Below are 13078 nucleotides of genomic sequence, written 5' to 3' on the forward strand. Positions count from 1 at the left end.
GCGAACCCCCAAAAAAGACCAAAGAGGAATTAGTCGTGCTTGAAACATACCGTAAACACGTCGCAGAACGTGCCGCCGAGGGCGTGGTTGCCAAACCTCTGGACGCAGAGCAGGTCGCCGCCCTGGTTGAGCTGCTCAAGAACCCGCCCGCCGGCGAACAAGATTTTCTGAAAGAGCTGTTGTCTTCCCGAATTCCCCCCGGTGTTGATGAAGCGGCCTATGTCAAAGCCGGTTTTCTCACTGCCGTCGCCAAGGGCGAAGCCCACTCTCCCATCCTGACTGCCGCCGAAGCTGTTGAGCTGCTGGGCACCATGCAGGGTGGTTACAACATTCAACCGCTGATCGACCTGCTGGATGATGCCAACCTGGCGCCACTTGCCGCCAAGGGCCTCTCCCACACCCTGCTGATGTTCGACTCCTTCCACGACGTGGAAGAGAAGGCCAAGGCGGGCAATGCCCACGCCAAGCAGGTAATGCAATCCTGGGCCGATGCCGAGTGGTTCCTCTCCCGTCCCGAGTTGGCCGAGAAGATCACCGTCACCGTATTCAAGGTGACCGGCGAAACCAACACCGACGACCTCTCTCCGGCACCGGATGCCTGGTCCCGCCCCGACATTCCGCTGCACGCCCTGGCGATGCTGAAAAACGCCCGTCCCGGCATCACCCCTGACAAGGATGGAGCCGTCGGCCCCATCAAGACCATCGATGCCCTGAAAGAGAAAGGCTTCCCGCTGGCCTATGTGGGTGACGTGGTCGGTACCGGTTCTTCCCGTAAATCCGCCACCAACTCGGTGCTCTGGTTTATGGGCGACGACATTCCGTTTGTGCCGAACAAGCGCGCTGGCGGTGTCTGTCTGGGCGGCAAGATTGCCCCGATTTTCTTCAACACCATGGAAGATGCCGGTGCCCTACCCATCGAAGTGGACGTCTCCAAACTGGAGATGGGCGATGTGATCGACATCTACCCGTTTGCCGGCAAGATCTGCAAGCACGGTACCGAGCAGGTGCTGGCGCAGTTTGAACTGAAAACCGACGTGCTGATCGACGAAGTGCGCGCCGGTGGCCGTATTCCGCTGATCATCGGTCGCGGCCTGACCGACAAGGCCCGCGAAGCACTGGGTCTGCCGTTCTCCACCGTGTTCCGCCGTCCGCAGCCGGTGGCCGATACCGGCAAAGGCTTCACCCTGGCCCAGAAGATGGTGGGCAAGGCGTGTGGCGTGAAGGGCATTCGCCCCGGCACTTACTGCGAGCCCAAGATGACCACGGTCGGCTCTCAGGACACCACGGGCCCGATGACCCGCGACGAACTGAAAGATCTGGCCTGCCTCGGCTTCTCCGCCGACCTGACCATGCAGTCCTTCTGCCACACAGCAGCTTATCCCAAGCCCATCGACGTACAGACCCACCACACTTTGCCGGACTTCATCATGAACCGCGGTGGTGTCTCTCTGCGTCCGGGTGACGGCGTCATCCACTCCTGGCTGAACCGCATGCTGCTGCCGGATACCGTGGGTACCGGTGGTGACTCCCACACCCGTTTCCCCATCGGTATCTCCTTCCCGGCGGGCTCCGGTCTGGTGGCCTTCGCCGCCGCCACCGGCGTGATGCCGCTGGATATGCCGGAATCCGTGCTGGTGCGCTTCAAGGGCGAGCTGCAACCGGGCATCACCTTGCGTGATCTGGTTCATGCCATCCCCTACGCCGCCATCCAGAAAGGGCTGTTGACCGTCGAGAAAGCGGGCAAGAAGAACATCTTCTCCGGCCGTATCCTCGAGATCGAAGGTCTGCCGACCCTGAAGGTAGAGCAAGCGTTCGAGCTGGCAGATGCCAGCGCCGAGCGCTCCGCTGCTGGTTGCACCATCAAGCTGGATAAAGAGCCGATCATCGAGTATCTGAAGTCCAACATCGTGATGCTGAAATGGATGCTCTCTGAAGGCTACGGCGACCCGCGCACCATTACCCGCCGCATCAAGGGGATGGAAGAGTGGCTGGCCAACCCGACCCTGCTGGAAGCGGACAAGGATGCCGAGTACGCCGAAATCATCGAGATCGATCTGGCCACCATCAAGGAGCCGATCCTGTGCGCGCCGAATGATCCGGACGATGCCCGTCTGCTCAGCACCGTGGCTGGCGACAAGATTGACGAGGTGTTCATCGGTTCCTGCATGACCAACATCGGTCACTTCCGCGCCGCCGGTAAACTGCTCGAGAAGTATCAGGGCGAGCTGCCGACCCGTATGTGGATCGCCCCGCCCACCAAGATGGACAAGGATCAGCTGACCGAAGAGGGCTACTACGGCATCTTTGGCCGGGTTGGTGCCCGCATCGAGATCCCGGGCTGTTCGCTGTGCATGGGCAACCAGGCGCGGGTTGCGGAAGGGGCCTCCGTGGTCTCCACCTCCACCCGTAACTTCCCGAACCGTCTGGGTAAAGGTGCCAACGTCTATCTGGCCTCTGCAGAGCTGGCTGCGGTTGCCGCCATTCTCGGCAAGATCCCGACCGTGGCTGAGTACCTGCAATACGCCAAGGCGCTCGATGCCACTGCGGCAGATACTTACCGCTACCTCAACTTCAACGAGATCGCTTCTTATACCAAGAAGGCCGATGCGGTGATCCTGCAGCAAGCTGTCTGAGTGAATGGCAGAGAGAGCCCCTTCAGGGGCTCTGTGTAAGCCAATAAAAATGCCGCGTAGCTACGCGGCATTTTTCATTTATGCGGTTCTTGCATTCATACGGACGGTTAGAGTCGGGTCATCGCCTCTCTCTTGTCACCTGTCATAACAAAGTGCAGCTCCCCTCCGGCCCTGATCTCGCTGTGTTCAAAGGTCAGATCCCCCGATAGCGGCTTGCCGTTGATGGTGACAGACTTCACGTACTTGTTGTGAGGGCTGTTGTTGTCGGCGGTGATCCTGAAGGTCCCGTCTTTCACTGCGATCGTCACCTCATCGAACAGTGGGCGGCCGATGCTGTAGTGCGGGGAGGCAGGGGTCACCTGATAGAACCCCATGGCCGACATGATGTACCAGGCTGACATTTGCCCCACGTCTTCGTTGCCGATCAGACCCGTTGGCTTGGTGGTATAAAACTCGTTCATGATCCGATCGAGATACTCCTGCGCTTTCCACGGTTCATCGGTCATGTTGTAGAGGTAGGGGATATGGTGGGATGGTTCATTGCCATGCATGTACTGGCCGATATAGCCGGTCAGATCAGGCAAGGCTTCCCCGGTGTTGGATGAGCGGGCATTGAATAGTTCATCGAGATCCTCGCGCAGACCCTTTTCTCCACCCACTTCCTGTTTGAGCCACTGGAAGGCATGTAGTGGCTGGAATTTCCATTGCCAGCTGTTGCCCTCGGTGTAGGCGAACTCGTCCACATAGTAGGGATCAAAAGGCAATAGCGGACAGACGCGCATCTCTACGCTGCTACCGTCCGGCTTGTTGACCATCTCCAGCTTGCAGTCAGGTGATTTTTCATCCACCGGCTGATTGAATTGACTGGCCGGGCGGTGCGGGTTCCAGCTGTCAGGGTGGTTTTTGGGGCGGAAGAAACCAGTCTTGGCATCCCAGTGGTTCAGGTAGTTGTCCGAGCGTTTGATAAACTCCTGCTGAACCTTGTTGTTGCCCGCCATACGAGCGATTTCCGAGAGTGCCCAGTCACCGTAAGCAAACTCCAGAGTGTAGGAGGCGGAGTTCCAATATCCCCAGTGCACATAGCCGTTCTGCTCATAAACCTCGAGCTGGGCAATGCTGGCTGCGCCGATGTTTTGATCTTCGGTCCAGTCGGGGAACTCCTCCTTCTTGTGATAGCGAGCGGTAAATTCGGCAGCCTCCAACGCCTCCTGGGGATCCACATTTAGCCCCTTGGCCATGGCATCCGCAATGATGGAGATAGCAGGAAAGCCTATCATGGTGCCGGTGTAGTGACCGTGCAGCTCCCACTTGGGCAGAATGCCGCCATCTTTGTACTTGCGGATCAGGTCGTTGACATACTCCTCTGCTTTGCGGGGATTGATGATGGTCTGCAGCGGATGCTGGGCCCGGAAGGTGTCCCACATGGAGTAGACGGAGTAGTTGGGGATGGCCCCGGCATCCTTGATCTCCTGAGTGCGCATGGCGCGGTACTTGCCATCCACATCCTGGAAGATCATCGGTGCAATTTGAGAGTGATACATGGCGGTGTAGAAAATCTCTTTCTGATCCCGGGTTCCGCCGCTTATCTGTACCTTTGCGAGCTCGTTTTGCCACGCTTGCTGGTTTTGGGCGACCAGATTGTCAAAGCCCCAGCCAGGCACCTCGGTTGCCAGGTTTTTTTGTGCCCCTTCTACTCCGGTTGGGGAGATCCCTACCTTCAGCTCAAGCGGTTGTTCACTCGGACTAAAAGAGAGGTAGGCGATGGTTTTAACGCCCTTGAAGGCATCTTTTTGCAAGGTCGCTTCGGTTTCTACATTGTCGACCACGACGCGGGCTTTGACGATCGGTTGATTGAATTTTGCATAAAAATAGATGTGCTGGTTATTGGCCCAGCCATCCGAGCTACGTTTACCACGAATGGTATATTCGTCGATAAATTCAATATCCCCAATTGTCGTACGATTACCCCAGCTTTTATTCAGGGTGTGGTCCAAATCCAGCTTGATTGCGGGAATGCTGCCTTTTTTGAAGGTATATCTGTGATATCCGGTTCGGGGGGATGTTGTTAGCTCTGCCTTTATTTCACCACGATTAAGGATTACCGAGTAGAGGCCAGCTGTAGCACTTTCATTTGACTTGTCAAACGTGTTGTAAGCCACGTTGTTTTTGTCGGTAAAAGGCAATACCAGAATATCACCCAGATCGGTAATGCCCGTGCCAGATAAGTGGGTATGCGAGAACCCATAAACAGGAATATCGTTCAGTTTACCATGGTCAAAATAGCCTGCTGCCGACCCCCATCCCTCCATTTCTGTATCCGGAGAGAGCTGGACCATTCCTCCCGGGTAGACTGCTCCGGGGAAGGTATGGCCATCAGCACCAGTGCCAATAAGGGGATTGATAAATTGAACAAGCGAAGTGTCTTGATCCGGGCGACCAGCCTCTTCACTGGTGGTCGAATCACTGTCACAGCCGGATAGTGCTATGGTAAGCACTATGGCCAATGGACTTAATTTACTCTTCATTACCTGACTCCTTGGCAAGGTGGTGTTGTTTATGGTCACACAATTACATCTTGGAAAAATATTTTTCCAAGATGCTTTTTGAAAGCTGATATTGTTTTTGCAGTACTTAATTAAATGGATTTATTACATTGATAAGAGCTGATATTTATTTGCACGAATAGATGGTAATAGCATAGCGATTGAACGAGTAGATTAATTTTGTGGCATTTACTGGATTATTATGACGGCTGCCAGGTTGTGTGAATTTGATCACTTGCTGCGTTCTGATGGCTTGTTATTCGACCATAGTGATGAGGTTGAATGACGGCATGGTCGCAGGTACTACTCGCTCGGGCAGGTCCGTTGGGTAGCGCAATTGCGGGGGAGGGCTCCGGTCTCCATGAAATAAATCCATCTGAGGCTCTTGTGGTGGTAATTGCACCTTTAGTGTACCTTGCAGTTCGTTTTATAAACGCTTTGCGTTATGTTGTCTGGCTATGACCGGTCGCGAAACACGGCTATCGGTGTGAGATAGCTTCTTCTCTTTTGGCTTGTGCGGGCTGGCCCGACGAATTGCGGCGTGGTTCTCTATGTTTCTGTTCAGGATTGATCTTTCCCGAACCCGGTTACGCTTCGGCTGTGCCTTGCTGGTCTTTGCTCTGCAACTGTTGGCGGGTGTATGGATAATCCACAGCAGCTATGTGCAAGATTTGAAAGCTGACTCCAGTGCCTCGGCCCACAAGGCCAGAGCGCTGTTGGAAGAGATGCTGGATCATGCAGAGCAGGCCAATCGCTCAGTACTGCCTCTGGTGGATGCCCCCTGTCGCGAGAACCTGTTGGTGCTGCGCAAAAAAGTAGCCCTTGAACCCTTCCTGCGTTCGGTCAATCTGGTGCGAGATGGGGTTATCAACTGCGCCTCGTTATTTGGTGCGGTGAGTGATGCCGATGATCGGTCGATCTATGTCGGGCATAAACTGCTGTTGATGAGTGGCAATCGGGTGCGGCAGAACCACCCGTTGCTGGTGGTGCGTACCGAGCTTGGCAACGATGCGGCATTGAGTGCCATCGACAGTACCCAGCTCAGTTTCATGTTCTCGCTGAGCAGTAAAATGAGTGATCTCTTTCTGCAGGTGGGCTCGGCCTGGCTTGATGAATCTGGCCGCTATCTGAGTGAACCGCCCTCCTTGCATCGCAGCACCAGTCTTGTTCTTAGTGCTTCACACTATCCCTTCACTATCCATGCCGGGTATGCCATGCCGGTTTACTGGCACTCGTTATGGGAAGCGCGGCATCGGGCGCTGTTTGGGCTGTTTGGCTTTTCCCTGCTGCTGGCATTGCTGGTGTGGTGGGTGTTGGGACGCCCCGGCTCCCCGACGGATGAGTTGCGACGGGCGCTGCGTGCCAGGGAGTTTATTCCCTATCTGCAGCCGTTGATTGCCAGTCACGACGGTCGGATGACGGGGGTTGAAGTACTGATGCGCTGGCAACACGCGACCGAGGGGTTAATTCGTCCCGATCTGTTTATTCCCCAGGCGGAAGAGTCAGGGCTTATTGTCCCCATGACCACCCAGATCATGAAGATGGTGGCGAGGCGTCTGGGCCGGATGCAGGATCAACTGCCGGATGGTTTTCATATCAGTTTCAACATCAGCGCCGCTCATTGCCACGACCTTGCTTTGTTGCAGGAGTGTCGTTCCTTCCTCAGTCATTTTGTGCCTGGCAAGGTGGTATTGGCATTGGAACTGACCGAGCGAGAGCTGTTGATGTCCGATCCCCAGACCCTCTCTCTGTTTCGCCAGCTGGACGAGTTGGGGGTCAAGTTGGCCATCGACGATTTCGGTACCGGCCACTCCAGCCTGCTCTACCTGCAGCAGTTTCATGTGGATTACCTCAAGATCGACAAATCCTTTATCGCCCGCATCGGCACTGAATCACTCTCGGAACATATCGTGGACAACGTGATCGATCTGGCGGCGCGGCTGGGACTGGCGCTGGTGGCGGAAGGGGTGGAGAGCGAACGTCAGGCTGACTACCTCAGGGCCAAAGGGGTCGACTATCTGCAGGGGTACCTGTTTGCCCGCCCCATGCCGCTGCGTCAATTTTGCGAGGAGTGGCTGACGGGAGAGACGCGGGTCCGCCAGCCTGACATTGTACTGGGCAATTCAAGCGTGATTTGATCTGCTTGCGTTGAGCAAGGTTACTGAGTTCCCGCCAAGCTGGGCGGGATCGTGCTCACCCGCTATTCCCCCTCGAGTGCAGGGGCTTGTTTTTCATGCCTTGTGGCTCGCTTTTCGGTAGAATCGGCGCTCATTTTGACGTCAGTAAAAGATGAGGCGCGGTATGACGGTTCAGTTCCAGGCATTTCACAGCATCAAGGCGATCGGTAATCGGGAGGTGCTGTTCAACTGGTCGAGAACCAATCCCCTCGGCGCGCTGGATCAGGTGTGGCGCCCGAAAAGCCGCGATGAGCTGCAAGCGCTGCTGCGGGAACACTCTGAGCGCAAGTTGCGCCTCATCGGCTCCGGCCTCTCTTTCGAACCCATTCACAGCGTCTATGCCGAGGGCAGTCAGGCGCTGCTGGTGGACTTACACCACCTGCGCGGCCAGCTGGCGAAAACGGCCGATACCGTCACCTATCAGGCGGGGACGCCCCTCGACATCGTCTATGCCGAGCTGATCGCCATGGAGCGGATGCTGCCAGCTTCCCCCGGGGTTATCGGCATCCAGACTCTGGGCGGCGCCCTTAGCACCGGCACCCACGGTCAGGGGCTGCATCAGTCAGCCCTGTGCGATGCGGTAGAGGCGATGACTGTGATGCTGGCCAATGGCGACATCATCCGGGTGGATCGCACTGACCCGCGCTTCGGCGCCTTCGTGATGGGGATGGGGATGCTCGGCATTCTGCTCGACGTGACCCTGCGCACCGTGCCCAACCGCATCATGCGCTGCACCAAGTTCACCACCGACTATCCCTTCCTCTTGGAGCACAACGAGCGGCTCAACCGCGAGCACGGTTTCGTGAAGAGCTGGTGGTTTGCCTGGACCGGCGAGAGCCACATCTGGCTGGTGGATCCCGCTTCCGATGACGAGGTGGCCCGTTACCGTGCTGGTGGCAGCGAGCCGCTGCTGCTGGAGGGCGACATCGACGCCCGCATGAATGCCACCATAGATGCGACTCTGCAGAAGATGGCCAAGGACACCAAGGATGAGGCGCTGGCCGGCGAGCACTTCGAGACGGTGCGCCGCTTCAAGGATGCCTCCGATCTGGTGGGCAACGTCTACCAAATTCTCTGCAAGGGGATCCCGGCGCCCCAGATCAACTGCGAGGTGGCAGTGCCGCTGCATCGCATGAACGAGGCGCTGGAGACTCTGCAAGCGTGGCAGCAGGCCAACCCCGGTGTGCTGCACTACCCCTTTATTCTGCGCTGCACCGGCCCCTCCGAGGCCTGGCTCAGCGCAGCTTATGACCAGTCGGTCTGCTGGATCGGTTTCCTGGTCTATCTGGCGGCGGACGGCACCTTCGTCAACGGCTCCATGGAGCAGATGCGCGAGTTGCAGCAACAGCTGGTGCCGCTCGGCGGCATTCCCCATTTCGGCAAGCATCTGGCGATGGATCTCTACGACTTCCCGGCCCTGCTGCCGCGCTGGCACGACTTTGTGGCGTTGAAAGCCGAGCTCGACCCCCACGGCCGCTTTGAAAACCGTTGGCTCAGCGACCTGTTTGCCAACCGGTAAGGACTCGACATGACCGATATGCAAGATACTCGTATCCCTGTGACCCTGCTGACCGGCTTTCTCGGCAGCGGCAAGACCACCTTGCTCAACCACTGGGTCAAGCAGCCCGAGCTTGGCGAGTGTGCGGTGCTGATCAACGAGTTCGGCTCGGTGGGGCTGGATCACCATCTGGTGCAGCAGGTGGATGAGCAGGTGATGCTGCTCGACTCCGGCTGCATCTGCTGCTCGGTGCAGGGCTCTCTGGTTGAGGCACTGCAGGGGCTGTTTATGAAGGCCATCCAACGCAAGATCAAACCGTTCAAGCGACTGATTATCGAGACCACTGGCCTCGCCGATCCTGCCCCCGTGCTTTTTACCCTGCGTGAAGAGGGCTTTATCGCCCAGCGTTACCGCTTCGATGGCACTGTCACCGTGGTGGATGCCGGTCATATCGAGCAGCAGCTGGCAGCCCAGTATGAGGCGGTGAAGCAGGTGGCGCTGGCGGATCTGCTGGTGGTGAGCAAGGGGGATCTGGTGGATGGCGAGCAGCTGGCGCGGGTCGAAGCCCAGCTGGCGGCCCTCAATCCGGCGGCCCCGATCCAGCAGGTGACCAATGGCGAGCTCTCGCCCAAGGTGCTGGATAAGCTCGGCGCCTACAACGAGGCAACGGGGCGCGATGTGCGCCAACTGCTGGCCTGGCTGCGCACCGAATCCCCCAAGCAGGGGCTGGCTTCGCCGATGCAGCCGAAGATGCAGCCGTTCGCGGCCAAGGTGGGCACCGCGGCACCGACCCACTTCGAGCATGGCAACATCGAGAGTTTCTCTTTGCGCATCGGTGAACCGCTCAAGCCGTCCCGTCTGCTGGCTGCCATCGATGCGGTGCAGGCCCAATACGGCGATGCCCTGCTGCGGCTCAAGGGGATCTTGCAGCTGGAAGGGGAGAGCCAGCCGGTGGTGATCCACGGTGTCCACGGCCAGCTCTATCCGCTGCAGGCTCTGGGTGAGTGGCCGGAGGGCAAGGCCCAGTCCCGGTTGGTGTTTATCGTGAAAACTCAGGACAAGGCGGGGATAGAGCAGCTGTTCCTTGATACGCTCAAGGCTCCCGAGCCCAGCCTCGAAGAGCAGCTCAAGGCCATGCTTGGCCAGCCGGATGCCTGATCTCTGACATGACCCGCCCGTAACAACGAGAGCGGGTCTTTTTTTTTCCTGACGTGGAGGTGGTCTGTTATGGCGGAAGTTTCACTCGGGGTGACCCCGGCCCAGCGCAAGTGGCTGCCCATGCTGGCGGCAGTCGGCTTTTTCATGCAGTCGCTGGATGGCACCATTCTCAATACCGCCCTGCCCAGCATGGCCGAGACGCTGGGGGAGAGTCCGCTCCAGATGCAGTCGGTGGTGATCGCCTACATGCTGACGGTGGCGCTGCTGATCCCTGCCTCCGGCTGGCTGGCAGACCGTTTCGGTACCCGCCGGATTTATCTGGTCGCCATTTTCCTCTTCACCCTTGGCTCGCTCGCCTGCGCCGCTTCCAACTCCCTCTCCATGCTGGTGGCCGCCCGGGTGCTGCAGGGGATTGGCGGCGCCCTGCTGATGCCGGTTGGGCGATTGGCGGTGCTGCGGGTCTACGACAAGCACGAGCTGCTGCGGGTGATGTCGTTCGTTACCATCCCGGGGTTGCTCGGCCCGCTGATGGGACCGGCGCTCGGAGGCTGGCTGGTGGAAGTGGCGAGCTGGCACTGGGTGTTTCTCATCAACCTGCCGGTGGGGCTGCTCGGCTTTATGGCGAGCTGGCACTTCATGCCCGAACTGCGTCAGGCGACCGCCCGTTTTGACTGGCAGGGCTTCGTGCTGTTCAGCCTCGGCATGGTGCTGGTGTCGGTCGGCTTGCAGGGGCTGGGGGAGCACAGCATCTCCACCGGCTGGGCGCTGTTTGCACTGATCTTCGGCTTGGCTGCGATGGCGAGCTACTGGCTCTATGCCGCCAATGCGGAGCAGCCGCTCTTTAGCCTGAACCTGTTCAAGACCGCCACCTTTGCCATTGGCATCTGGGGCAACCTGTTTGCCCGCCTCGGCAGCGGTGCCATGCCGTTCCTCACCCCGCTGTTTCTGCAACTGGGGCTCGGTTTCTCGCCGAGCAAGGCGGGGATGACCATGATCCCCACCGTGATTGGCGCCATGCTGACCAAGACGCTGGTGAACAAGCTGATTCCGAAGGTGGGCTATCGCCGCATTCTGATCGGCAACACCCTGTTACTGGGGGCGGTGATCGCCAGCTTCTACTTCATCGACAACCAGCTACCCTACGGGGTCTTGCTGGGCTGGCTGGCGATCTTCGGCGCCATCAACTCTCTGCAGTTCTCCGCCATGAACACTCTCACGCTGCAAGATCTCAGCCCGACCCTGGCCAGCAGCGGCAACGGTCTGCTCTCGGTGGTGATGCAGCTCGCCATGAGTTTGGGGGTGGCGATTGCCGCCAGCCTGCTGGGGCTCTTCTCGGCGGGTACCTCTGCGGCCAACGGCCAGTGGCTGGCCGGGTTCCACCTTACCTACCTCTGTATCGGGCTGCTCTCCATGCTGGCGGCACTGATCTTCGCTCAGCTGGCGCGTGATGGCACTATGGCGTCGTCACGGGCAGATAGCTGACTTCGCAGGGGAGCTGCGCCAACACCTCGGCCAGATGGGCCGTCGCCAGCAGAAAGGTCTGCTCGGGGTGGCCCGGAGTCCATGTGAAGGCGTGGTGGTTCATCATCTGGGGATCAACCAACAGCGGGATATCGGCGCGGGGCAGGAAGGGGCAGACGGCTCCCGGCAGGCAGCCAATCTCCGCCTGCATCTCCTCGGCGGTGCAGATGGAGGGCTTGGCGCCGAGCGCGGCTTTGACCGCCTTGTTGTCGAGCCGCCCGTCCCTGTGGGTCAGCAGCAGGGCGAAGCGGCCATCCTTGAACTTGAGAAACAGGGTCTTGCTGAACTCCGCCTGCCAGCCAAGGCGGGCCTTGACCCGTTCGTCGGTGGCGTAGTCGAGGATGGGCTCATGTTCGAAGCGCTGGTGGGGCAAGTCTGCGAGCAGCTGGCAGTTGAAATGGTGAATTGTATCGAGTGGCATGGGGTTCTCCTGTAGTGGGCGCTATCCTGCCAGCCTCGCAGGGTCAGGCCCAATGACACTTTCTTATCCGTGATAAGCAACCCTGTCCGTGGAAACAACAAGGGCGCCGTGAGGCGCCCTTGCGGATCAGTGATGCTGCAATTCGCACGCTTCCCAGTGAAAGGGAATGGGGCACAGCTGCTGGGAGGCCTTGTCATAGGCCTGCCACAGCTCGCCCATGGTGCGGCCATCGACGGGATGGCGCAGGTCGGGGGCAAGCTCTGCCAGTGGCCACAGCACGAAGGCGTTGGTGAGCACTTCACCGCGCGGCAACACCAGCGGCGTCTCGCAGACCAGCTCGCCATAGAGCAGCAGATCCAGATCCAGAGTGCGCGGGGCGAACTTTTTGGCATCCGGCTCGCGGCCGTGGGCGAACTCCATCTCGCGCAACAGCTGGCAGACGGTAACCAGCGGCAGGTCGGTCTCGGCTGCGGCAACAAGGTTGTAGAAGGGGCGGCCGTTGAAACCTACCGCTGCGCTCTCGAACACCCGGGAGACCCGCAGCTCGCCAAAGGCGGCGTGCAGCGCATCGAGCCCGGCGCGAATATGGCGCTCACGCTCGATGTTGGAGCCCAAGCTGATATAGATGGTAGTCATCAGTTACTGCTCGTCGCCGGGGTGCGGTGGCGCAGGATCTCGACGCCGACACCGACGGCATTGGGCACGGCGCCCGGTTTGGTTAGGGTTACCTTGACCCACTGCACCCGCTCGTCGGTCAGAACCAGCATGGCGACCTGTTCGGCCATGGTCTCGACCAGCTCGACCACCTTGCCGGTGACATGCTCGCAGATCTTGTTGGAGAGGTCGGCATAATCCAGTGCCAGATTGATGTCGTCGGTTGCAGCGGCGGGGCGGTTGTCGAACCCCATCTCGAGGTCAAAACGGAGCTTCTGGCGAATGCCTTTCTCCCACTCATATACACCTATGGTGGTCAAAACTTCGAGTCCGCGAATAAACACCTTGTCCATGACTGTACTTCTTCTTTACTCTTGATGGGCTGTGATGACAGCGCAGGGATGCTGGCCGGGCAACAGGCTTGCCGAGGCGCTCTGGGTGGGCATGGGCCCATGCCAGCGTATGTGGCCCGC

The 13078-nt window shown here is 58.8% G+C and carries 9 protein-coding genes; 5 read left to right on the forward strand and 4 right to left on the reverse strand.

Features of this window, described 5'->3' with window-relative positions:
• Positions 1 to 35 precede the first annotated feature (35 nt).
• A complete protein-coding gene (acnB, locus tag ACE1BR_RS08880; protein ID WP_374869439.1) occupies positions 36 to 2633 on the forward strand; it encodes a bifunctional aconitate hydratase 2/2-methylisocitrate dehydratase in 2598 nt (865 codons plus the stop codon).
• A gap of 107 nt (positions 2634 to 2740) precedes the next feature.
• Here acnB and ACE1BR_RS08885 read toward each other — a convergent pair whose 3' ends face one another.
• Positions 2741 to 5158, reverse strand: a complete 2418-nt coding sequence (locus ACE1BR_RS08885; protein WP_374869441.1) for a GH92 family glycosyl hydrolase — start codon at positions 5156 to 5158, stop codon at positions 2741 to 2743.
• A 569-nt stretch (positions 5159 to 5727) separates the two neighbouring features.
• Between ACE1BR_RS08885 and ACE1BR_RS08890 the strand changes: the two genes are divergently transcribed.
• From ACE1BR_RS08890 to mdtD, 4 genes are all read left to right on the forward strand, one after another.
• Entirely contained in the window at positions 5728 to 7314 is a 1587-nt protein-coding gene (locus ACE1BR_RS08890; protein ID WP_374869443.1) for an EAL domain-containing protein, read from the forward strand.
• 163 nt (positions 7315 to 7477) lie between these two features.
• Positions 7478 to 8872 carry a D-arabinono-1,4-lactone oxidase gene (locus ACE1BR_RS08895; protein WP_374869445.1) on the forward strand — a complete coding sequence of 465 codons (1395 nt, stop codon included), beginning with the start codon at positions 7478 to 7480 and terminating at the stop codon, positions 8870 to 8872.
• Between the two features lie 9 nt (positions 8873 to 8881).
• Complete coding sequence (locus tag ACE1BR_RS08900) at positions 8882 to 10009, forward strand: CobW family GTP-binding protein (RefSeq protein ID WP_374869447.1); 1128 nt, start codon at positions 8882 to 8884, stop codon at positions 10007 to 10009.
• Between the two features lie 69 nt (positions 10010 to 10078).
• Positions 10079 to 11491, forward strand: coding sequence for a multidrug transporter subunit MdtD (mdtD, locus tag ACE1BR_RS08905; protein ID WP_374869449.1), 1413 nt, complete (start codon positions 10079 to 10081; stop codon positions 11489 to 11491).
• Here the strand turns inward: mdtD and ACE1BR_RS08910 are convergent.
• The 3 genes from ACE1BR_RS08910 to folB all read right to left on the reverse strand — a co-directional run bounded on the left by ACE1BR_RS08910 (position 11463) and on the right by folB (position 12958).
• A complete protein-coding gene (locus tag ACE1BR_RS08910; protein WP_374869451.1) occupies positions 11463 to 11951 on the reverse strand; it encodes a YbaK/EbsC family protein in 489 nt (162 codons plus the stop codon). The genes mdtD and ACE1BR_RS08910 overlap by 29 nt on opposite strands.
• Positions 11952 to 12077: 126 nt before the next feature.
• Positions 12078 to 12587, reverse strand: a complete 510-nt coding sequence (gene folK, locus ACE1BR_RS08915) for a 2-amino-4-hydroxy-6-hydroxymethyldihydropteridine diphosphokinase (protein WP_374869453.1) — start codon at positions 12585 to 12587, stop codon at positions 12078 to 12080.
• Positions 12587 to 12958: a dihydroneopterin aldolase gene (gene folB, locus ACE1BR_RS08920; RefSeq protein ID WP_374869455.1), complete on the reverse strand. Its 372-nt coding sequence runs from the start codon at positions 12956 to 12958 to the stop codon at positions 12587 to 12589. Before folB ends, folK begins: the two co-directional genes overlap by 1 nt.
• Positions 12959 to 13078 lie beyond the last annotated feature (120 nt).

This window comes from Aeromonas sp. MdU4, assembly GCF_041929505.1.
GTDB lineage: Bacteria > Pseudomonadota > Gammaproteobacteria > Enterobacterales > Aeromonadaceae > Aeromonas.

Bases quoted from the DNA above. Each gene is read 5' to 3' on its own strand.
- folK (WP_374869453.1), bottom strand. From the start codon at position 12,587: ATGACTACCATCTATATCAGCTTGGGCTCCAACATCGAGCGTGAGCGC.
- ACE1BR_RS08885 (WP_374869441.1), bottom strand. From the start codon at position 5,158: ATGAAGAGTAAATTAAGTCCATTGGCCATAGTGCTTACCATAGCACTA.
- ACE1BR_RS08890 (WP_374869443.1), top strand. From the start codon at position 5,728: ATGTTTCTGTTCAGGATTGATCTTTCCCGAACCCGGTTACGCTTCGGC.
- folB (WP_374869455.1), bottom strand. From the start codon at position 12,958: ATGGACAAGGTGTTTATTCGCGGACTCGAAGTTTTGACCACCATAGGT.
- ACE1BR_RS08900 (WP_374869447.1), top strand. From the start codon at position 8,882: ATGACCGATATGCAAGATACTCGTATCCCTGTGACCCTGCTGACCGGC.
- mdtD (WP_374869449.1), top strand. From the start codon at position 10,079: ATGGCGGAAGTTTCACTCGGGGTGACCCCGGCCCAGCGCAAGTGGCTG.
- ACE1BR_RS08910 (WP_374869451.1), bottom strand. From the start codon at position 11,951: ATGCCACTCGATACAATTCACCATTTCAACTGCCAGCTGCTCGCAGAC.
- ACE1BR_RS08895 (WP_374869445.1), top strand. From the start codon at position 7,478: ATGACGGTTCAGTTCCAGGCATTTCACAGCATCAAGGCGATCGGTAAT.